Here is a 20,587-nt window from a genome sequence, read left to right as displayed (position 1 = left end):
TGTCTCATGGGCTTAGTTTGAATGGATCACTCCCGAAGCAACTCAGTCACTGGACCCCATCCCGGAGGACGGACATGGCCACCGATTCGCGCTCCATCGCGCTCGCACCCCCGCACCGCCTCTACACCATCGCGGCCTGGGCGGTGGCGGCCATCGTGGTCCTCGGCTTCGCGAAGACCTACTACCTCAAGGCGGTCTTCGGCACGCCCACCCTGTCACCCCTGCTGCACCTGCACGGGCTGGTGATGAGCCTCTGGTTCGGCCTGTTCGTGGTGCAGACGCGGCTGGTGGCGGTCCGCCGGCTGGACCTGCACCGGCAGCTCGGCCTGCTCGGTGCCTTTCTCGCGACGGCGGTTCTGGTGGTCGGTACGGTGACGGCCATCTTGGCCGCGCGGGCGGGACGCTCCCCGGGGCCGCCGCCCCTCATCTTCCTGGTGGTGCCCCTGGGTGACATGGTGGTGTTCGGAACCATGGTGGGCGCGGGGCTCGGCCTTCGGGCCCGGGGGGACTACCACAAGCGGCTCATGCTGCTCTCCTGTGTGGGAATCCTCGCGGCAGCCATCGCGAGGATTCCCCTCGACGCCATCGCCAAGGCCGGACCCCTGGCCTATTTCGGCCTGACAGACCTCGCGGTGATCGGTTGCGCGATCTACGATCGTCGCCGCACGGGCCGTCTGCACCCCGCCTTCCTGTGGGGCGGGCTCTTCGTCATCCTGTCGCATTGGCTGCGCCTGGCCCTTGCAGGTACCGGGCTCTGGATGACCTTCGCCACCTGGGTGACGCGCTAGCCCCGCTCAGCTGGCGTTCGGATGCCGCTCCAGCAGCTGCCGCAGGGGCGCATTGCGCTTCACGGTGTCCTGGCGGCGCAGGTGGGCGATGAGCTGGGGCGGCGTGGCGCTCCAGCGGCCCAGGTTCTGGATGAGCAGGGTGGAGACGTAGGTGCGGCGGCAGAGCAGGGCGGTGGCGTGGCCGTCCAGCGTGAGGCCCACCAGGCTGGCCAGGCAGCGGCCCTCGGTGGTGAAGATGAGCTCGGCTTTCTCCTCGCCCGTGCGCTGGGTGAAGCTGGCGCGGAGGAGGTCGCGGGCCATGGCGCGGACCTGCTCCGGCGCATCGCGAGAGATGGCCACCAGGTACTGTTCCAGGAGGCGCCGGGGGGACCAGAGCCGGCGGTAGAGCCCCGTCGGAAGGAGGGGGTTCTGGAGCAGCGCGCGGCGAACCCCCAGGTCGTTCGTGAAGCCGGTGCGGCCGCCCAGGGCCTCCAGGCCTGCAGCCGTACGGTGATGGGCGGCGATGAGGCGCGCGTGGAGGGGGCCCACCCGCGGGTTCTCCAGCACGGCGCGGATCACTTCCGCCATGGGATCGAAACACCAGGCGCTCAGCTCGGGCTCCACCGCGGTCCGGGCCCGGGCCACGCGCTCATCCACCGGACGGGCGTGGAGCTGGTGCTCGAAGAGCTGGCGGTGGGTCGCCGCCCGGGCGGCGGCGAGGGGGGCATCCTCCTCCAGAGCCTCCCCCTCGGGTTCGCTTTCTTCAGCACCGGGCTCGGTGGCCGGGGGCGGCACCACCGGGACGGCGGGTTCCTCCGCAGCCACGGCGCCCATGGCCACCAGCTCGCGCAGCATCCCAACCAGCTCACCTTCATCCAGGCCGGTGAGCGCCGCGAGGGTGGGCAGGTCCAGGGTTCCATCCAGGCGCGACAACAGGTAGCCCTGGCGGGGATCGAGGGGCAGGGCACGGGCATCCGTGTCCACCCGGGGAAGGGGTCTCCAGGTCATTGGGCGATCATAGGGCGGAATGGATGGCCTGGCACCCCAAGGATCCCGGTCATTCCTCCACAACCCCCTTCAACCAGGCTTTCCCCCGCAAGCGTTCAACGCTGGTCTCTGGGAAGAGGTCGAGGGGGCTTTTCCCTTCCAGACCGAGGCGGGGCACGGCGGCGGCGGCGAAGCCCAGGCGGGCACCTTCCTGGAGTCGCAGGGGAAGCTGGGCCACGGGGCGGACTTCGCCGGTGAGGCCCACTTCGCCCATGAAGAGGCACTTCTCGGCCAGGAGGCGGCCGCCCGCGCTGCTGCAGAGGGCGGCGATCACGGCGAGGTCCGCGGCGGGATCCTCGATTTCCAGGCCTCCGGCCACGTTCATGTAGATGTCCCGGTCGTGGAGCTGCACGCCGCCGCGGCGCTCGGCCACGGCGCAGAGCATGGCCAGCCGCTGCCCGTCGATGCCCAGGGCCGTGCGGCGGGGGATGCCCAGGCCAGCGGCGGCGACGAGCGCCTGGATCTCGACCACCATCGGGCGCGTCCCGCTGAGTACCACGGTGGCGGCGCAACCGGGCCTCGGTTCGGCATCCAGGAAGAAGGGATTGCCCTCCGCCGGCACCAGGCCTTTCTCGGTCATGGCGAAGACCCCCAGCTCGAAGGCGGCGCCGAAGCGGTTCTTGAGGGCCCGTAGCAGGCGATGGTGATGGTGGCGGTCGCCTTCGAAGGCCAGCACCGTGTCCACCAGATGCTCCAGGACCTTCGGGCCCGCCAGGCTGCCGTCCTTGGTGACGTGGCCCACCAGCACCAGGGGCGTGCCCGTGGTCTTGGCCCAGCGGGTGAGCATGGCGGCGCAGCCCCGCACCTGGCTCACGCTGCCGGCGCTGCTTTCGAAATCGGGGTCGAAGAGGGTCTGGATGCTGTCCACCAGCAGCAGGCCGGGCTGCATGCGCTCGGCTTCCTCGAGGATGCGGCGCACGTCCGTTTCCGCCAGCAGGTGGATGCCCGGGTTTTCAGCACCCAGGCGCTGGGCCCGCAGCTTGATCTGGCGCTCGCTCTCCTCACCGCTGGCGTAGAGGACCGTGCCCTGGGTGGTGGCGGCCCACTGGAGCAGCAGGGTGGACTTGCCGATGCCGGGTTCGCCACCCAACAAGGCGACCATGCCGGGAACCACGCCGCCGCCCAGGACGCGGTCAAGTTCGACGAGGCCCGTGGGGCTGCGCTGCGTGTCGGTCACATCCACATCGGGCAGGGCGATGGGGCCCGAGTAGTGGCTTTGCGCATAGGCGGAGCCGGAGCGCTGGAGATCGCGCTTCAGCGTTCCGCGCACCTCCTGGACGGTATCCCAGGCGCCACAGCCCGTGCACTTGCCCATGGCCTTGGGATGGCGGGCGCCGCAGGCGGTGCACTCGAACAGGGGTGAGGTCTTGGCCATCAGGCGGAGATCTCGCGGCGGATGAAGGCCACGATGTCATCGGTGTTCGTGCCGGGCTGGAAGATCTCGCAGATGCCCAGTGCCTTGAGCTCGGGGATGTCCTCGTCGGGGATGATGCCGCCGGCGAAGACCAGCACGTCATCCGCGCCTTGTTCCTTCAGCAGCCGCATCACCTCGGGGAAGATCTGGTTGTGGGCGCCGCTGAGGATGCTCATGCCCAGCACCCGGGCATCCTCCTGCACCACGGCGGCCACGATCTGCTGGGGCGTCTGGCGCAGACCCGTGTAGATGACCTCCATGCCGGCATCGCGCAGGGCCCGGGCCACGACCTTGGCGCCCCGGTCGTGCCCATCGAGCCCGGGCTTGGCGATGACGACGCGGATGGGGGCCTGGCTCATGGGGACTCCGGTAGATGGGGTTACCAGTTCTCAGTCTGCCGCAGCGCCTCGTAAAGGCCAATGGCCGCGGCCTGGGCCAGGTTCAGGCTGCGGTGGTGGTCGCCCAGCATGGGGATGCGCACCAGGTGGTCGCTGTAGGCCGCCAGGAGGTCATCAGGCAGGCCCACGGTCTCGCGGCCGAAGACCAGGCCATCGCCGAAGGCCCAGGGCACCTGGGTATGGCGGCGGGCACCCTTGGTCGTGAAGAACCACAGGCGCATCGTCGGGTTGCGGACCAGGAAATCCTCCCAGCTCTCATAGTGGGTGGGCTCCAGCTTCTCCCAGTAGTCGAGGCCCGCGCGCCGCAGGTAGTAGTCGCTGGTGTCGAAGCCCAGGGGATGGATCAGGTGGAGTTTCGCCCCGTTGTTCACGCAAAGGCGGCCGATGCTTCCGGTGTTCTGTGGAATCTCGGGTTGATGCAAGATGATGTGGAACATGGGGGGTCCTGATGAGCGCCACTACGAGCGGATGCCTGTTCTGCAAGATCGCGCGGAAGGAGATCCCCGCCGCCCTAGTGTACGAAGATGACAGCCTGCTCGCTTTCAAGGACATCTTTCCGCAGGCGCCCGTGCACCTGCTGCTCATCCCCAAGGCCCACTGCGAGGGGTTGGCAGACATGACGCCCGGCATCGCCGAGGCCGTGGGCCGCCTTCCGCAGCTGGCCGCCCGCCTCGCCCATGAACACGGAGTCGACGCCAGCGGTTGGCGCCTCCTGAGCAACAGCGGGCCGGATTCCGGGCAGACCGTCTACCACCTCCATTTCCATCTCCTGGGTGGCAAGCCCCTGGGGGGGAAGCTCTGCCTCTAGCGAAGCGGCCGCCCTTGGCCCTGGTCTAGAAACTCACGGAAATTTCAATTCCATTTGATGAAGACACGCAAAGTTGCGTGTCTTTTTCGCTTTTATTTTCACTTGTTGCATTCCCGCACCTTTCTAGACTTTGAAGTGGTTCTCAGTGGAGAAAAGTGGGTTGAAGTGGATCAAAGTGGTCTCACCTCGATCTCCAAAGTCTCTCCTGAGCCACTGGTTGAAAGGCGATACCGGTGCTGCGACTCCGCGGAAACTCACCGGCCACGGTAGATGAGAAGGGACGACTGAAGCTCCCCTCTTCCTTCAAGGCCGAGCTCGAATCCTTCGCCCAGGGCGAGGGGGCCGAAGCCCTGCGTGAAGGATCCGCTGTCCTGCGGCACTACCTGACTTCTTTGGACGGCCGTTCCGCCCGTCTTTACCCATTGCCGGTCTGGGAGGCCATCGAGGCCCGCCTGGCGGCCCTGCCGTCCACCAGCCCCGCCAAGCGCAAGTTCCTGGAGACCACCGCCTACTTCGGCAGCGAAGTGGAGCCGGATGCCCAGGGTCGCTTCGTCATCCCGCCCATCCTGCGCGAGGCCGCCCAGCTCACGGGTGAAGTCGCCGTGCTGGGGCAGATGGATCACCTCGCCCTGTGGAACAAGGCCGGCTTCGAACGCCGCCTGGCCGCGGAGCCCCTGGGTGCCGAGGATCTGGCTCAGCTCGCGGATCTGGGGATCTGATGATGACGACCCAGCCCCCCACCCATGTCCCCGTCCTCCTCCAGGAGGTGCTGGACAACCTCGTGCTGCCTCCAGCGGCCCGAGTCCTGGATCTCACTCTGGGCCTCGGCGGCCACGCGGAAGCCCTGCTGGCCCGCTGCGACAAGGCCTCCCGCTATCTGGGGGTGGACCGCGATCCCGAGGCCCGCTATCAGGCCCGCCGCCGCCTGGGCGACGACATCCGCCTGGAGATCCTGGCGGGGAACTATGAAGACATCTGGAGTGATGCCCAGTTCCTGGCCTGGAAGGCCGATTTCGCCCCGGGTGGCTTCGACGCCATCCTGGCGGATCTGGGCGTGTCCACCCTCCAGCTCCGGACGCCGGAACGCGGCTTCAGCTTCCGGGACGACGGCCCCCTCGACATGCGCATGGACACTACTTCCGGCCCCACTGCCCTGGAATGGATCGCGGAACAGAGCGACGAAAGCTTGGCCGACGCGATCTACCAGTACGGCGAAGAGCGTGCCAGCCGGCCCATCGCCCGCGCCATCCTCCGAGCGCACCGCGAAGGCCGGCTGGCCACCACCAAGGACTTGGCCCAGGCCGTCTACACCGTGATCCCCCGGGAACCTGCCAAGCGCAAGGGCCAGAGCGATCCCGCCACCCGCACCTTCCAGGCCATCCGCATCGCTGTGAATGGCGAATTGGACCATCTGTCGGGCGCCCTGGAATCCGCCGTGGCCAACCTCCGCCCCAGCGGACGCCTCGCGGTCATCAGCTTCCACAGCCTGGAGGACCGCATCGTCAAGCAGACCCTGCGCCGCCTCGCGGGCATCTACGACGGACCCGGCCGGACGGCCCCGGCCGAACTCCCCAGAATCCTCAAGCTCATCCATCCCGGTGGTCTCGCCCCCAGCGAGGCCGAGGCCGCCGCCAATCCCCCCTCCCGTTCCGCCCGCCTGCGCGTGGCGGAGCGTCTCCCCTGACCGAGGTACCCATGGCTACCGGAACCCTGCCGAGCCCCACTCCTCCCGTCCGCATGGTCGAGAGCGAGGGCATCCTGCGCATGCTGCTCCTGGTGCTGGCCCTGGCCATGCCTCTGGCCACCCTCGCCTACCTGAAGATCCAGAGCACCCGGCTGAGCTACGCCATGGGCGACCTGAAGGAGCGCATCCGCAAGGAAGAGGAACTGCAGCGCAAGCTCCTGCTGGAGCGCAGCCGGTACCAGCGGGATGAGGAAGTCCAGGGCTACGCCCAGAAGGCCGGCCTGCAACCCCGCAAACAGGGGCACCTGATCCGGCGGCCATTCACGCCGGAGGACCAGCGCCTCGCCAAGCTCCGTCCGGTCTCGTCCGATGGGCTGTAGGCTATAGAGCGTGGGCTCCAAGTCCACGCCACCGCTCCATCCAGCCCCGGCCTTCCCGTGTCCCTCCGTTTCGCCACCGAGCCCCGCATCTCCCGCCGCCTGCTGGGCCGGCAGGATCCCCAGGACCTGCTGAGCCAGCGCCTGCCCTGGATCATGGGTGGCATGGCCCTCTGGGCCCTGCTCATCCTGCTGCGGCTGCTCTGGCTGCAAGGGGTGGAACACCAGAGGTACCGGGCCCGGGCTGAACAGCAGCACACCACCATCGTCCCGATCCCCCCCATCCGGGGTGAGCTGCGGGACCGGCGCGGGGAGCCCCTGGCCATCTCCATCAAGGTCGAGAGCCTCTTCGTGGATCCCCGCGTGTTCTACCCGAACTACAAGCCGGGGAAGGGCGACGAGCGGCAATGGGGCGAGCCGGACCGCAAGGCCGCCGCGGCGGTGGCGGTGAAGCTCGCGCCCATCCTGGAGCAGACCCGGGCCCAGGTGCTGGAGAAGCTCCTCCGCAAGAAGACCTTCGTCTACCTGGAACGGCACCTGCCCCCCATCAAGACCGCCGCGGTGCGCGCTCTGAACCTGGACGGCATCGAATTCCAGCCCGAGAGCCGCCGGTTCTACCCCCGGGGCAGTCTGGCGGCCCAGATCATCGGTTTCACCAACATCGACGGGCTCGGCCAGCTGGGCATCGAGCAGACCTACGACAAACAGCTGGTGGGCGTGAAGGGTGAGCTGATCGCGCCCAAGGATGCCCACGGCAAGCTGCTCATCCTCCAGGAGAACTACAGCCAGGTACCGGTGAACGGGGCCTCGCTGCAGCTCAGCATCGATGCCTCCATCCAGCACATCGTGGAGGACACCCTGGAGGAGGGCGTGCGCCTCTCCCATCCGCGCACGGCCTACGCGGTGGTGGTCGATCCCCGGACCGGGGAGATCCTGGCCATGGCAGGCACTCCCACCTTCGATCCGAATCACATCCTGCCCAAGAAGTTCCGCAACCGTGCCGAGTCCGAGCTTTCTTCCGCCGAGCGGGAGGAGCTGCGCCGGGAACTGGAGCGCCAGAAGGCGGCCCGCAAGGTGCATCCGGTGGAGGACGTCTACGAACCCGGTTCCACCATGAAGATCTTCACGGCCGCCATCGCCCTGGAGGAACGCAAAGTCCACCTGGGCGAACGCATCGACTGCATGTCGGGCCGCTGGCTCTACAGCCCCAAGATCCCCCCCATCACGGACACCCATCGCCACGGTCTGCTCACCTTCGAAGAGGTGCTCTGGCAGAGCTCCAACATCGGCGCCGCGAAGATCGGCATCCGCCTCGATCCGGCGGTGCACTACCAGTACCTGCGGAAGTTCGGCTTCGGGGATGCCACGGGTCTGAACTTCCCCGGGGAGAGCTCCGGGCGCCTCATCGCGCCGGACCGTTGGAGCGTGCCCACGCAGTACACGATGTCGTACGGCTACGGCCTCAGCACCACGCCCCTCCAGATCCTCATGGCCGGCTGCGCCCTGGCCAACGGCGGCAAGCTCATGCAGCCGATCCTCGTGCAGCGCATCTACAACGACAAGGGCCTGCTGCTGAAGGAATTCAAGCCCACGGTGCGCGGCCAGGTCCTCAGCGAGGAGACGGCGAACCTCATGAAGGAGACGCTGAAGGGCGTGATCACCCAGGGCACCGGCAAGCGGGCCAAGCTTGACAACGATGTGGAGGCTTTCGGCAAGACGGGCACCAGCCGCAAGCTCATCGACGGCCAGTACGACCCGAAGCGCCACTACGCTTCCTTCATGGGCTTCTTCCCGGCGGACAAGCCCCAGTTCGGTGTGCTGGTGATGCTCGACGACCCAGCGGGCGACACGACCGGCGGTGATGTGGCCGCCCCCCTGTTCAAGCGCATCGGCGACGGCATCCTGCGGTTCCGGCAGACCGCCCCTGATCCGGACCGGGAAGCGGATCTGAAGCTGTCCCTGCGGGACTGGCCCGTGAGCGAATCGGACGAGGCGGCCCTGCACGTGGAACGCGGCCGCGTGCCCGATCTGCAGGGGCTGAGCCTCAAGGCGGCCATCCATCGCGTGGTGCTGGTGGGTGGAAATCCGAAAGTGGAGGCTGCGCCCGGCGTCACCGCCACCCACGTGGTAGGCCAGAGCCCCAGTCCAGGCGCGCCGCTGGAGCCAGGCACCGTGGTGAAGATCAAGGCGGGGATGCCATGAAGCTGGATGCACTCATCGAAGGCTTCGCCACCCGGCGTTCCGGCCCGGACGTCGAAGTGGCGGATCTCACCAGCGACAGCCGGGAAGTCGGCCCCGGCTGGGCTTTCCTGGCCCTCAAGGGCGAGAAGGCCGATGGCGCCGCCTTCATCCCGCAGGCCATGGCGCAAGGCGCCAGCGCGGTGATCGTGGAGCCCGGCACGGCGACGCCAGAATGGATTCCAGCCTGTACGTTCACCGGAGATCCCCGGCTGCGGATGGGCGAACTGGCCCGCCGTCTCCACGGCGCGCCGGACGAGCACCTGGCCCTGATCGGCGTCACCGGGACCAACGGCAAGACCACGACCACCACCCTCATCCGGCAGCTGCTACGCGGCGCGGGGATCGGCTGCGGCCTGGTGGGCACGGTGCTGAACGCCGCGGGTGACCTGGAAGAAGAGGCCGTCCGCACCACCCCGGAGAGCCCGACCTTCTATCGTTGGCTGCACCGCAGCGTGGAGGCTGGTGATAGGGCCTCCGCGGTGGAGGTGAGCAGCCACGCACTGTGCCTGGGCCGGGTCCACGGTGCGCGGTTCCGGGTGGGGGTCTTCACGAACCTCACCCAGGACCACCTGGACTATCACGGCACCCTGGAGGCTTATTTCGAGGCCAAGCACCAGCTGGTTGCCCAGTGCGACCGGTTCCTGGTGAACGCCGACGATCCCTGGGGCCGCGGCCTGCTGGAGCGGGAGGGCCATGTCAGCTACGCCGTGGATCGCCCCGCCTGCTACCGCGCCCATGGTCTGGACCTCGGCCCCACCGGGACGCGGTTCACGCTGCATTCGGCGCAGGGGAGCTGGGCAGTCCAGAGTCCCCTGCTCGGACGCTTCAACGTCTACAACCTGCTGGCCGCCCTGGCGGCCTGCGCCGAGGCCGGCTTCGACCTGGACCACCTAGTGCCCGCGGCCCGGATGGTGAGCGGTGCCCCCGGCCGCCTGGAGCGCGTGGATTGCGGTCAACCCTTCGGGGTGATGGTGGACTACGCCCACACGCCCGACGCCCTGGAGAAGCTGCTGGCGGAGGGTCGGCGTCTGCTGCCGCCAGGCGGCCGGCTGCACGTGCTCTTCGGCTGCGGCGGCGACCGCGACCGCGCCAAGCGTCCCCTCATGGCCGCCGCCGTGGCGGCCGGGGCGGACGTGCTCTGGCACACCAGCGACAATCCACGCACCGAGGACCCCGAGCGCATCCTCGATGACGCCATCCCGGGCCTCCCTGAAGACCTGCGCACCGACGCCGCCCGCTACCACCGGAACGCGGATCGCCGTGAATCCGTGCGACAGGCCCTGGCGGACTGTCGCCCCGGCGACCTGCTGCTGCTGGCGGGGAAGGGCCATGAGCCCTACCAGGAGATCCATGGCGTGAAGCATCCCTACAGCGATCGCGCCGCCGTGGAAGTGGCGCTCGGAGGCCCCAAGTGACACGCCTCCTCCACGTCACGGGACCGGACGATCCGGCCATCCTGGAAGCCGCGGCGGTCCTCGCCCTGGGCGGCCTGGTCGCGTTTCCCACCGAGACGGTGTACGGCCTGGGCGCCGACGGCCTGAACCCCGAGGCCGTGGCTCGGATCTATGCGGCCAAGGGGCGGCCTGTGACGAATCCCGTGATCCTCCATGTGGCCGATGTTGCTGCGGCGCGGGGGCTGGTGTCGCACTGGCCCGCTGAGGCCCAGGTGCTGGCCGAGCGGTTCTGGCCCGGCCCGCTGACCTTGGTGCTGCCGGCTTCAGATCGAGTGCCTTCCATCGTTCGTGCGGGCGGCCCCTCGGTGGCCCTGCGCTGTCCGGACCATCCTGTGGCCCTGGCCTTGATCCGGGCCGCAGGTCGTCCACTGGCCGCGCCCAGCGCCAACCGCAGCCAGCACCTGTCCCCCACGCTCGCCCAGCATGTGGCCTCCAGCCTGGGTGAGGTGGTGGACTTGATCTTGGACGCCGGTCCCACGGAAGCAGGCCTTGAATCCACCATCCTGGATTTGACGGGGAATCGGCCCCGGATCCTGCGTCCTGGCCCCCTCGGACCGCGAGAGCTGGCGGCCCTGGTGGGGCCTGTGGACCTCTGGGAAGGGGCCGTGAAGACCGGTGAAGTGCAGGCGGCCCCGGGCATGGCCCTGCGCCACTACGCACCCCGGGCGAGGCTTGAGCTGGTGGCGCCGGGGACCGGCGTGCGTGCCGTCTCCGGGGCGGTGGCCTACGTGGGTCTGGGGTCGCTCCCCACCCTGCCTGAGGGGGTCCGCGGCATTCTCCTGCCGCTGGATGCGGAGGTGGTGGGTGCGCGCCTCTACGCCCTCCTCCACGAACTGGACGACGCTGGCTTCGAGCGTATCTTCATGGAACGCCCGCCGGAGGGCGAGGCTTGGCTGGCGGTCCGCGACCGGTTGCAGCGTGCCTCCGCGAAGGAGCAGCCATGAGCCTCTGGTCCTTGTTTCAGGCTGCCTCCCAGGTGGGTGGCGAAATCCTGGGCGATGGGGCCGTGGTGCCTTCCTCCCTCTCTTTGGATACCCGGACGATCCAACCCGGTGCGTGTTTCGTGGCCCTGCGGGCCGAGCGGGACGGACACGACTTCACCGCCCAGGCGGTGGCCAAGGGGGCCGTGGCGCTGCTGGTGGATCATGCAGTAGACAGTGATTGTCCACAGCTCGTGGTGCCCGACACGGAGGTGGCCCTCCAACGCTGGGGCCAGGCCCGGCTGGCGGCGGTGCGGCCGAAGGCCGTATTCGGGGTCACCGGCAGCGTCGGCAAGACCAGCACCAAGGAACTGCTGGCGGCGGCCGTGGGGGGGTGGAGGACGCCGGGTAACCGCAACAACACGCTGGGCCTGCCTGAGGCCCTGGCCACCTTGCCGGAGGGCCTGGGAGCGGCGGTGCTGGAGATGGGGATGAGCACGCCCGGGGAGATCCGCCTCCTCACGGAGATCGCGCCCCTGGACTTCGGGCTCGTCACGCTGGTGGGTACCGCCCATGCCGAGAACTTCGCCCACGGCCAGCAGGGCATCGCCGAAGCCAAGGGCGAGCTGGTGGCCGGGCTGGTTCCCGGCGGTGTCTGGGCCCACCTCGCCTCTGACCCGTGGTGCCGTTGGATCGCGGAGCAGCCCTGGGCCCAGCACGCCGAGGCCCTGCCCGTGGGTGAGGGGCAGGCCTACGGTTGGGAGGCCGTCGAATCCCTGGGGGCTTCCGGCGAGACCTTCCGCATGCGGACGCCGAAGGGCGAGTTCCCCGTGCGGATCCAGCTCCCCGGAGAACACCAGGTCCGCAACGCCGCCTTGGCGGCGGCCCTCGCCATTCACGCAGGGTACGACCCGGAGCAGGTGGTGGCGGGCCTCGGAGTGGTGATTCCGGAACCCGGCCGGGGGCGGCTCCATGCCCTGCCTGGCGGCGGGTGGTTGCTGGACGAGACCTACAACGCCAGCCCCGATTCCATCCTGGCCTGCGCGCAGGCCCTGGCTCAATTGCCCGGCGGCGAGGCCGTGGCGGTGCTGGGCTCCATGCGGGAGCTGGGCTCGGAGGCCTCGCAGATCCACCGGGAGACCGGCGCCGCCCTCAAGGCCCTGGGCCTGTCGCGCCTCTGGGCCTACGGTGATTTCGCGGACGATTACGCTGAGGGCTTCGGCCTGCGGGCGGTGGTTTTCCCGGATTTCGAGGCCCTCCGCGAGGATGCCGCCGGCCTCTCCGCAATCCCCCCGGGTGCCCGTATCCTGGTGAAGGGCAGCCGGTTCTGGCGCGCGGAACGCGTCGTGGAGTGGTTCCTCCAGGCCTCAATCTCCAGTTCCCAGTCCTCAGATTCTTGATCGGATCGTCATGCTGCCTTGGCTTCTCTATCCATTCCGCGACGCGGTTCCGGGCTTCTCGGTCTTCCGGTACGTCACCTTCCGGACGGCGATGGCGGCCGCCACAGCCATGGTGCTGAGCCTGCTGCTGGGGCCCTGGGTGATCCGCACTCTGACCGCCCTCAAGATGGGCCAGCACATCCGCGACGTCGGGCCCGAACACCACCATAAGAAGGCCGGGACGCCCACCATGGGCGGCATCCTCATCCTGGTGGTGATCACGGTCTCCACGCTGCTCTGGTGCGACCTCAAGAGCGGTGCCATCTGGGTGGCGCTCATGGCGCTCCTGGGTTTCGGCACGGTGGGCGCGTTTGATGACGCGCAGAAGCTGCTCAAGAAGCAGAACCTCGGTCTCACCAGCTGGCAGAAAATGGCCCTGCTCACGGGCATCTCGCTGCTGGTGGCCTGGCTCATCCTGCATTTCGGCCTCAGAGGCACCGCGACCAGCCAGCTCTCCATGCCCTTCTTCAAAAACTTCCGGCCCGACGTGGGTGTGTTCCTCATCCCCTGGATCTGGCTGGTGATGGTGGGCACGAGCAACGCCGTCAATCTCACGGATGGGCTCGACGGCCTGGCCATCGGCGGCACCCTCATCGTGTCCCTTACCTACGCCATCCTGGCCTACATCGTGGGCCACGCGAAGATCGCGGCCTATCTGGTGGTACCCCATGTACCCGGCGGTGCCGAGCTCTCCGTCTTCATGGGCGCCATGGCGGGAGCCTGCCTGGGCTTCCTCTGGTTCAACGCCCACCCGGCCGAGGTGTTCATGGGCGACACGGGCTCGCTGGGGCTGGGGGGGGCGCTGGGCACCGTCGCCGTGGTCATCAAGCAGGAAGTGCTCCTGGTCATCGCTGGTGGGCTCTTCGTCGTGGAGGCGGTGAGCGTCATCCTCCAGGTGGGCAGCTTCAAGCTGCGCGGAGGGAAGCGGATCTTCCGCATGGCCCCGTTCCACCACCACCTCGAACTGGGCGGGCTCCAGGAGACGAAGGTGGTGATCCGCATGTGGATCACCGCCATCGTCTGCTCAATCTTGGCCCTCAGCTCGCTGAAGCTGCGGTAGAAGCTCCATAAAGCTGCTCGGAGTCCACCTTTATTGGGGTGTCCGCTCCGTGCGCCCCCAGGCACGCTAGGCCTCCCATTCCCGGATGGCCCATCGACCTCTGCCAGAGGGGGCCACGAAGCAGGAAGTCCCTGGGATGGTGCGGGCTTGCTGGCACAAGAAATGGGCCCCGGCCGAAGCCGAGGCCCTTTCTGGGTGAAGCCTTCTACTGGTTGGCGGGTGCCACCACCTTGTAAACGGACTGCGGGGTGGAGACAAGCAGGTCCCCGTCCTGGTTGATGGTCAGGCCCTGAGGCGCGTACAGCACGCCCCCATTCATGGACTGGGCACCCGTCGTCCCGAGGTTGTCGGGGAGCAGGAGGCCGGGTTTCAGGCCGTAGAAGGTGGGCGTGGTCGTGCTGGTGGCAAACCCGAGGAGGGTTGTCACGGCACCCGTCGCGGTGCTGATGGCCCGAATGCCATTGGTGGTGGCAGTCTGGCTGGTGGCGTAGTTGTTCACATAAGCGAATCCATGCGTGTCCACCGCAATACCGGTGGGGGCTGTCAAGCTGGCCGTCGTGGCGGCACCATCGGCATAGCCGGCCGTGCCCGTGCCCACGGTGAGCGCCAGGGTGCCTGTCGTGTCATAGCTCTTGACCTGGTGGGCACCGGTCACGGCGAGCCACAGGGTGCCATCCCCGGCGAGGGCTAGGCCCATGGGGTTGGTGCCCGTGGCAGCTACGAAGTCGCTGCTGGCACCTGTGGTGGCGTCGATCTTGAAGACCTTGGCCGCCGTGGCATCCGAGGCATAGACGAAGCCGCCCACGGAATCCACCGCCAGCCCCAGGTGGTTGGGAGCGACCGGATAGGTTCCGCCGCTGACCACGAAGGTGGCCTCGGTGAAGGTGCCGTCCCCGTTGGGCGTGAACTTGCGGAGCTTCTTGGTGGTGCCGGTGTCGCCCACGAAGAGCGCCACGAGGTCCTTGGTGGTGGGGTTCACCTGGACAGCCACGCTCTTGGGGGCGAGGAAGGCGATGTTGGTGGTTGTGGCATCCTTCAGGGTGGTCACCGTGCCATCGGCGGCGATGGCGCGGACAAGGTTGTTCCCGGTGTCGGCCGCGAAGGTCAGGCTGCCGTCGGGGAGGGTTGCGAGGTTGGCGCCTGAGCCCGTGCCGAAGGTGAACTTGGCGAAGGCCCCGACTCCATCCGCATTGCCGGAGACGCGGGGAGCGCCCGCATAGGCGTAGCCCGCGGGCTTGGCAGGATCATCCAGGGTGTAGGTGGTACCGGCGCTCGGGAAACCGCCGGTCGTGGTTCCGGACACAGTGATGATCCGGATGGCCTGGTTGTCGAAGGTGGCCGCTGCATCGGCCACGTAGATCTTGGTACCTGCCGTTCCATCGCCCTGGATGGCGACATAGTAGGCGTTGCTGAGGGTCTTCACGGCTGAACTGGGCAGGGTGGGATTGGCGCTCAGCGTGATGGCGGCGGAGCCATAGCCCTCACCGGCAGTGCCTGTGGCACCCGCGATGGTCAGCAGGGCGCCTGACCACTCGCCACCAGCAGGGATCATGCGCACCGCGAAGTTGTTGCGGTCGGCGATGTAGACATTGCCGGCGGTATCCACGGCGACGCCCTGGGGGGCGTTCACCGTGCCCGTGGCGGCGGTGAGGCTGTCGGCGAAGCCGGCGGTGCCGGTGCCCGCGATGAGGGTGGCGACGGGGCTGGCCTCGTTGGTGATGTCGATCTTGAAGATTTTGCTGGAACCCACCAGATAAAGCAGCCGGCGCCCGCCATTGAAATCCTTGGCGAGGGCGGTGGCGGCGGTGACGGTCGGGGCCAGATTGGCCATCAGCACTGGGGTCGGGGTTCCCGAGGTCAGGTCCATCTTGTACAGGTTGCCTGTAGAGGCGTTGTACTCGACGAAATACATCATCCGGTTGCTGTCGATCACCAGGGCATTGGTGTTGATGGTGAAACCGGCCACCAGGCTGGGTGTGTAGGTGCCATCGCCGTTGGGAGCGAGCTTCAACAGGCGCTTGGTGGTGTAACCTTCGCCGCCGAGGTAGATATCGCCGGTGACGGGATCCACAGCCGTGTTGCGAGGCTGGTAGAGGGTGTTGACGTCGGCGTTGGTGGTGGCCGTTCCGGCCACGCCGGGGGTGCCGGCGATGGTCGTGACCGTGCGGTCGGCGGCGATGCGCCGCACCAGGTTGCTGCTGTAGTCGCAGACGATCATGCTGCCGTCGTTCGCCTTCTCATCCCAGGCGATGGAGTTGGGACGGTAGAACCGGGCCTTGGAGAAACCGTTCGGATCGAGGCCGCCGTCTACATTGCCACGGCCGGAACCGAAGGAGCCGGCCACATGGTAGAGGGCCTTGGCACCCACCTTCACCGTGGCGGTATCGCCGCCGACGAGATTGGAACCAGCCAGCGTATAGGTCTGCCGGCCGAAGGGCGTGACCGCCTGGCCCAGGCTGCCCAGGACGCTCGCGCCATCAAGGGTGAGATCCAGAGCCGTACCCGTGTAGGACCAGGCCAGGTTCGAAGTGTTGCCGAGCACCACGCTGGAAGGGGTGGCCGTGAAAGAGGTGAAATGCACGGGGGCGGCCCCCACGGTCACATCGGCTGTCTTGGTGACCGCGGCACCTCCGCCCACCGGGGTGGCGGACAAGGTGTAGGTGGTCGTGACCAGCGGGCTCACATTGGCCGTACCGGCCAGGGTGAAGGTGGCTGGGAGCGTGGCATCCGCCGGATTGGCGGTGATGGTGACCGCGCTGAAGACGCCGGCGATCGAGGCGGCATCCCAGCTCAACGTGGTGCTCTGGCCCACGGTGATGGCGGCGGGGCTCGCGGTGAAGGTCAGGGGTGTGGCGGCCACGGCGATCTTGATGTCGCGGGTGGTGCTGCCCACGCTGTTGGAGGCGGTGATCGTGTAGGTGTCCTGGGACGTCTGGGCTGCGGGAGTGCCCGTGATGGCACCGGTGGTGGCGCTCAGCTGCAGTCCATTCGGAAGGGCCTTGTTGACGGCATAGGTGATCGGTGCGGCGCCGCTCACTGTGGCCACGGTGTTGTCAGCGATCTTCACGCCGGCGTAATAAGTGGCATCTTCGTTCGTGTAGGTCAGACCCGCGGGGGACGCCAGCACAGTTACCGTGGCGGTGGCGGTGGCTTTCTGGCCATCCCCACTGGTGACGGTGAGGGTAAAGGTCGTGGTCGTGGTGATGTTGGGGACCGGGAAGGGGGCGTTGCTCGTCACGGGGAGGTTGCCCGGCGTGAGTACCGCCGAGCCGTCCTTGACGCCGAAGTTGGCTCGGAACCAGGCGCTTCCACCCTGAGGGATGGAGAGGGTGGACCCGGTGGGGGTGGGGATGAAGGGGGCGGTGGGAGAAGCCTTCGTTCCGGTGGTGAACTCGGAGATGCTGGGAGCCGGGTGGTCGTAGCTGGAAGAATTCGACGCGCAACCTATCTGCACGACGGCCAGCCCCGAGACCAATCCGAGGGTCAGGCAGGCCGACGCCCAGAGGGCGCTCAGGCGGGTTGAACGGGTTTGCATGGGTGCTCCTGAAGGGTCTTATGCGAATGGAGACAGAGGATGGACCTTTGGCCTAGAACCGGGCCTTGAGGGTGAATTGGACTTCGCGAGAGCGGTTGTCTGGAGTATCGATGGCACCGAAGTACGGGTTGAGCCCGCTGGCCACGGTGTACTGGGTCTGGCGGGTGTACTGGTTGGCCCAATTGAAGGCGTTGTAGACGTCGAGGATGCCTTCCAGTGAGAAGCTCCTGGTGAATCGGAACTGGCGGGAGATCCTCAGATCGAAGGTCTTCTCGGCGGGCTGGCGGTGCGTGTTGCGGCCATCCACGGTATCGATGTACTTCCCGTCACCGTTCTTGTCTTCGTACCAGATGCCATTCCAGGGACGCCCGGTGGTGTAGGTGGTGATGCCGGAAACCCGGATGCCATAGATGGTGGGGGCGAACCAGGCCAAGGTAGCCCGGAAGGCGTGGTCGTTGTCGCTCAGCGCCCAGGAGGCCAGGGGATCGGCCGGGTTTTCCGTGAGCGCGTTGGTGGAGGTGAGGGTGGCCCGCTCGTTGGAGTTGTTGTCTTCAGCCTTGGCAAAGGTCAGGCTGCCTTTGAAGCCCCAACCGCCTTCGCTGGGCCGGCGGCCCGCCTCCAGCACCAGACTGCGGTACCGACCTTCCCCGTCGTATTTAGAGAGAATGACGTCGCCGAAGCCGCTGAGGTCAAGGGCCCGGCCTCTGACGATCGCCCGGCCCGGCCGGTTACTCCGGAAGAACAGGTTGGTCGTGGTGGGGTAGCGATCGTTGTAGATGGCGCTGGGATCTGCCGTCGTACCCCCCGGAGCCGCCTGGCCCAGGTTGATGTTCACGGCGTACTGGAGGTTGAGGAACTTCTTGTAGGTGGCTCGGGCTCCCACGGTGAACCCGTTGCCCAGGTCCTGCTCGACGCCCAGCGAGGCTGCCCGCGCCTGGGTCATCTTGGCTTCGGGATCGATGATCGTCGGCACGATGGTGTCGACCTTGAAGTTGGGATCCGTCCGCAGGGTGCTGAGCGGAATGGCGGTCAGGGAGCCTGGAGCCGTCAGGGGGCCGCTCCAGCGCTGGGAAGAGGAGAGGACGGCGCCAGGCTCGAACAGGGCCGAGTTCGCGGAGGCCGTCATGTAATAGGACACCAGATTGATGCCGTTGTTCATGATGGCGCCCGACACGGTCTGGCCCGGGTTGCTCACACTGAACCAGCCGTAGCCTCCGCGGATGACGGTCTTTCCGGTGCCGAAGAGGTCGAAGGTGAATCCGAATCGGGGGTCCAGGGTCTTGTCGTTGGGCGCGCGGTCCAGGCCCTGGAGCTTGGGGTTGGGATTGGGGTTGCCGCTCCAGATCTCGGTGGTGTAGCGCAGACCCGCGCTCAGGAGCAGGCGCCGGTCGAAGAGGCCGCCGTACTGGGCCTGGAGGTAGCCGGCCAGGTATTTCTCGCTGAAATCGCTGACGCCGTCCGTGGGGGAATCACCCTGCGTGTAGGTGACCCCGCTCAAGGACGCCGCCGCTCCCTGGTTGAACCAGGCCTGGGCCAGGGCATAGGTGGGGAAGACCCAACTGCCGTTGCCATTGGGCAGGTAGCGGTTTTTCATGTCGATGAACTGGAGGTCCATCCCGCCCTTCAGGACCCAGTCTCCGGTCATGTAGGTGAGGTTGTCCTGGATCTGCGTGGTGGTCTCGTCCGTGGTACGGGGATCGATGTAGTACTGACCCGCGTTGATGTCGTAGTTGCTGCCGACCCTCTGGATGCGCACGGGGGAGCTAAGCGTGGTGTTGGGTGTGGTGGGCCGCTTCTCGTTGGCGACCTGGACGCGGGCTTCGTTCAGCAGGCCGGACGAGAGGACCGAATTGAGTTCCAGCACCGTGGAGAGGCTGGTGAACTTCATGGTGGAATTGCCTGATTCAGCGGTATCGTTCCGCCGGGATCCTGCGTAGATATCGTTGAGGCCCTTGTAGTTCTGGGAATTCAATCGCAGGGTCGCGCGGTGATTCTCGTTGATGTCCCAGTCCAGGCGGCCCATGAACACGAGGTTCTTCTGCTCGTCGGTCCAGGCGCGGCGGTTCTCATCTGCCAGGGTGCGGCCCGGCATGGTCTGCAGCAGGGCCCCCATGCCTGTGCCCGGGGCGAAAAAGGCGTTGGAGCCGGTGGAATTGTCGCCGAAGAGGGGGATGCTGTCCTCCCGCTTCCGGGCCATCTCCACGTTCACGAAGTAGTGCAACCGGTCCTTGATGATCGGGCCGCCCACGTTGATGCCCAGCTGGAGGGTCTGGTAGGTGCGGGTGCGGGCCTCGTCGGAATTCACGCCATTCGGCGCATTCGGATCATAGGGGACGGGCTTGACCTTGGCCACCAGGGAGTTGGGACGAAACAGCATGAAGGCCATGCCCTGGGTCTCGTTGGTGCCCGTCTTGGTGACCGCGTTGATGATCGCGCCGACAGCATCACCATACTGGGCATCAAAGGAGTTCGTGATGACCTGCAGTTCCTTGATGGAGTCCTGACCGAAGGTGAAGGGGATGCGGGTGCCGCCGCGTTGTTCGCCATTGAACCTGGAGTTGTAGCTGCCACCGTCGATCTGCAGGTTGTTCTGGATGCCACGCGCGCCTTCCACTGTGGTGTAGTAGCTGGTATTGCCCACCGCGGCGCCGGGAGTCAGCTGAACCAGGTCCGTGAAGTTCCGGCCGTTGATGGGGATCGTGTCGACCAGTTCCTGCGGGATGGAAGTCTGGGTATTGATCTGGGCGGGGTCGAGGATCTGAGCCTGGGCGACCACTTCCACCACGGCGGAGGCTTCGGCCGAATCCAGGGTGAAGTTCAGATCGGTCGTCTGCCCTAGGCTTACCCGGATGCTCGCGGACTTGCCGGCCCGCAGTCCCTGGGCGGTGACAGTCAAGTCGTAGTTGCCGACCGGAAGGAAGACGAACTGATATTCCCCCTGCTCGTTGGTGCTGATTGTCCGGGAGAATCCCGTTTCCGTGTTCCGCGCCAGCAGGGAGGCGCCCTTCACAGGAGCGCCCTGCCTGGATTTCACCATGCCCCGGATCGCTCCTGAGGTCGTGCTGGTCTGAGCATGCCCTACGACGGCACAGGCCAGAGCCGTGAGCAGAATCGAGGTTGTACGCAATCGCATCAAAAAGCTCCTTGCCCGAGGGGGCGCAAACGACCAGGGAAACCCGGGGTCACCGACTGAAGGGGAACGCACCATCATAGACGAGACATGGCTACTTTATGTTTGAGTTTTCATGACGTCACGGTAAAAAAGAAGTAATCTCGCCAGTTTCCTATTGGGACCTCGCCGGATCCCGCCTACGCTGGACGTGCGCAAAACCTGAAGCCCAAATGGGTGCTCGTGCAGGGGGTGAGATTGGCAGCGATGCCGCCTCCTGAATGCCCGTGTGGAGTCCTGCCTGGAATCGAGCCGAGCCCCGTTCCTTGGTATG

At 67.1% G+C, this 20,587-nt stretch carries 16 protein-coding genes; 10 read left to right on the top strand and 6 right to left on the bottom strand.

What is annotated here, in order from left to right; genetic code table 11:
* Positions 1-74: 74 nt before the first annotated feature.
* Complete coding sequence (locus NOV65_RS03970; RefSeq protein ID WP_257304557.1) at positions 75-788, top strand: hypothetical protein; 714 nt, start codon at positions 75-77, stop codon at positions 786-788.
* A 6-nt stretch (positions 789-794) separates the two neighbouring features.
* Here the strand turns inward: NOV65_RS03970 and NOV65_RS03965 are convergent, their stop codons facing one another.
* From NOV65_RS03965 to NOV65_RS03950, 4 genes are read right to left on the bottom strand one after another with little or no spacing between them, the layout of a single operon-like run.
* Positions 795-1,775: a hypothetical protein gene (locus NOV65_RS03965; protein ID WP_257304555.1), complete on the bottom strand. Its 981-nt coding sequence runs from the start codon at positions 1,773-1,775 to the stop codon at positions 795-797.
* Between the two features lie 49 nt (positions 1,776-1,824).
* Positions 1,825-3,189, bottom strand: coding sequence for a DNA repair protein RadA (gene radA, locus NOV65_RS03960; RefSeq protein WP_257304554.1), 1,365 nt, complete (start codon positions 3,187-3,189; stop codon positions 1,825-1,827).
* The gene (locus tag NOV65_RS03955; protein ID WP_257304552.1) at positions 3,189-3,587 is read right to left on the bottom strand and encodes a cobalamin B12-binding domain-containing protein; all 399 of its coding nucleotides are present in this window, start codon (positions 3,585-3,587) and stop codon (positions 3,189-3,191) included. Before NOV65_RS03955 ends, radA begins: the two co-directional genes overlap by 1 nt.
* 20 nt (positions 3,588-3,607) lie before the next feature.
* Complete coding sequence (locus NOV65_RS03950; RefSeq protein ID WP_257304550.1) at positions 3,608-4,063, bottom strand: tRNA (cytidine(34)-2'-O)-methyltransferase; 456 nt, start codon at positions 4,061-4,063, stop codon at positions 3,608-3,610.
* Positions 4,064-4,074: 11 nt separating this feature from the next.
* Between NOV65_RS03950 and NOV65_RS03945 the strand changes: the two genes are divergently transcribed.
* From NOV65_RS03945 to mraY, 9 genes are all read left to right on the top strand, one after another.
* On the top strand, positions 4,075-4,434 hold the full coding sequence (locus NOV65_RS03945; RefSeq protein WP_257304547.1) for a histidine triad nucleotide-binding protein: 360 nt from the start codon (positions 4,075-4,077) through the stop codon (positions 4,432-4,434).
* A gap of 233 nt (positions 4,435-4,667) precedes the next feature.
* Positions 4,668-5,153: a division/cell wall cluster transcriptional repressor MraZ gene (locus NOV65_RS03940; RefSeq protein WP_257304545.1), complete on the top strand. Its 486-nt coding sequence runs from the start codon at positions 4,668-4,670 to the stop codon at positions 5,151-5,153.
* 2 nt (positions 5,154-5,155) lie between these two features.
* The gene (rsmH, locus tag NOV65_RS03935) at positions 5,156-6,118 is read left to right on the top strand and encodes a 16S rRNA (cytosine(1402)-N(4))-methyltransferase RsmH (RefSeq protein WP_257304543.1); all 963 of its coding nucleotides are present in this window, start codon (positions 5,156-5,158) and stop codon (positions 6,116-6,118) included.
* An 11-nt stretch (positions 6,119-6,129) separates the two neighbouring features.
* Positions 6,130-6,498 carry a hypothetical protein gene (locus tag NOV65_RS03930; protein WP_257304541.1) on the top strand — a complete coding sequence of 123 codons (369 nt, stop codon included), beginning with the start codon at positions 6,130-6,132 and terminating at the stop codon, positions 6,496-6,498.
* 57 nt (positions 6,499-6,555) lie between these two features.
* Positions 6,556-8,697, top strand: a complete 2,142-nt coding sequence (locus NOV65_RS03925) for a penicillin-binding transpeptidase domain-containing protein (protein WP_257304538.1) — start codon at positions 6,556-6,558, stop codon at positions 8,695-8,697.
* Positions 8,694-10,151 carry a UDP-N-acetylmuramoyl-L-alanyl-D-glutamate--2,6-diaminopimelate ligase gene (locus NOV65_RS03920; protein WP_257304537.1) on the top strand — a complete coding sequence of 486 codons (1,458 nt, stop codon included), beginning with the start codon at positions 8,694-8,696 and terminating at the stop codon, positions 10,149-10,151. Before NOV65_RS03925 ends, NOV65_RS03920 begins: the two co-directional genes overlap by 4 nt.
* Complete coding sequence (locus tag NOV65_RS15535) at positions 10,148-11,134, top strand: L-threonylcarbamoyladenylate synthase (RefSeq protein ID WP_257304535.1); 987 nt, start codon at positions 10,148-10,150, stop codon at positions 11,132-11,134. Before NOV65_RS03920 ends, NOV65_RS15535 begins: the two co-directional genes overlap by 4 nt.
* Positions 11,131-12,510 carry a UDP-N-acetylmuramoyl-tripeptide--D-alanyl-D-alanine ligase gene (locus NOV65_RS03910; protein ID WP_257304533.1) on the top strand — a complete coding sequence of 460 codons (1,380 nt, stop codon included), beginning with the start codon at positions 11,131-11,133 and terminating at the stop codon, positions 12,508-12,510. Before NOV65_RS15535 ends, NOV65_RS03910 begins: the two co-directional genes overlap by 4 nt.
* Before the next feature lie 10 nt (positions 12,511-12,520).
* The gene (mraY, locus tag NOV65_RS03905; protein ID WP_257304530.1) at positions 12,521-13,609 is read left to right on the top strand and encodes a phospho-N-acetylmuramoyl-pentapeptide-transferase; all 1,089 of its coding nucleotides are present in this window, start codon (positions 12,521-12,523) and stop codon (positions 13,607-13,609) included.
* A gap of 205 nt (positions 13,610-13,814) precedes the next feature.
* Here mraY and NOV65_RS03900 read toward each other — a convergent pair whose 3' ends face one another.
* Together NOV65_RS03900 and NOV65_RS03895 are read right to left on the bottom strand one after the other, a co-directional pair.
* Positions 13,815-17,144 carry a putative Ig domain-containing protein gene (locus NOV65_RS03900; protein ID WP_257304528.1) on the bottom strand — a complete coding sequence of 1,110 codons (3,330 nt, stop codon included), beginning with the start codon at positions 17,142-17,144 and terminating at the stop codon, positions 13,815-13,817.
* A 52-nt stretch (positions 17,145-17,196) separates the two neighbouring features.
* Positions 17,197-20,277: a TonB-dependent receptor gene (locus NOV65_RS03895; protein ID WP_257304526.1), complete on the bottom strand. Its 3,081-nt coding sequence runs from the start codon at positions 20,275-20,277 to the stop codon at positions 17,197-17,199.
* Positions 20,278-20,587: the final 310 nt, after the last annotated feature.

The organism is Geothrix campi, assembly GCF_024609265.1.
Taxonomy (GTDB): Bacteria; Acidobacteriota; Holophagae; order Holophagales; family Holophagaceae; genus Geothrix; species Geothrix campi.
This window is presented reverse-complemented; position numbering and strand designations above follow the sequence as displayed.

Bases quoted from the DNA above. Each gene is read 5' to 3' on its own strand.
- mraY (WP_257304530.1), top strand. From the start codon at position 12,521: ATGCTGCCTTGGCTTCTCTATCCATTCCGCGACGCGGTTCCGGGCTTC.
- rsmH (WP_257304543.1), top strand. From the start codon at position 5,156: ATGACGACCCAGCCCCCCACCCATGTCCCCGTCCTCCTCCAGGAGGTG.
- NOV65_RS03930 (WP_257304541.1), top strand. From the start codon at position 6,130: ATGGCTACCGGAACCCTGCCGAGCCCCACTCCTCCCGTCCGCATGGTC.
- NOV65_RS03910 (WP_257304533.1), top strand. From the start codon at position 11,131: ATGAGCCTCTGGTCCTTGTTTCAGGCTGCCTCCCAGGTGGGTGGCGAA.
- NOV65_RS03955 (WP_257304552.1), bottom strand. From the start codon at position 3,587: ATGAGCCAGGCCCCCATCCGCGTCGTCATCGCCAAGCCCGGGCTCGAT.
- NOV65_RS03920 (WP_257304537.1), top strand. From the start codon at position 8,694: ATGAAGCTGGATGCACTCATCGAAGGCTTCGCCACCCGGCGTTCCGGC.
- NOV65_RS03950 (WP_257304550.1), bottom strand. From the start codon at position 4,063: ATGTTCCACATCATCTTGCATCAACCCGAGATTCCACAGAACACCGGA.
- radA (WP_257304554.1), bottom strand. From the start codon at position 3,189: ATGGCCAAGACCTCACCCCTGTTCGAGTGCACCGCCTGCGGCGCCCGC.
- NOV65_RS03965 (WP_257304555.1), bottom strand. From the start codon at position 1,775: ATGACCTGGAGACCCCTTCCCCGGGTGGACACGGATGCCCGTGCCCTG.
- NOV65_RS03945 (WP_257304547.1), top strand. From the start codon at position 4,075: ATGAGCGCCACTACGAGCGGATGCCTGTTCTGCAAGATCGCGCGGAAG.
- NOV65_RS03970 (WP_257304557.1), top strand. From the start codon at position 75: ATGGCCACCGATTCGCGCTCCATCGCGCTCGCACCCCCGCACCGCCTC.
- NOV65_RS03900 (WP_257304528.1), bottom strand. From the start codon at position 17,144: ATGCAAACCCGTTCAACCCGCCTGAGCGCCCTCTGGGCGTCGGCCTGC.
- NOV65_RS03895 (WP_257304526.1), bottom strand. From the start codon at position 20,277: ATGCGATTGCGTACAACCTCGATTCTGCTCACGGCTCTGGCCTGTGCC.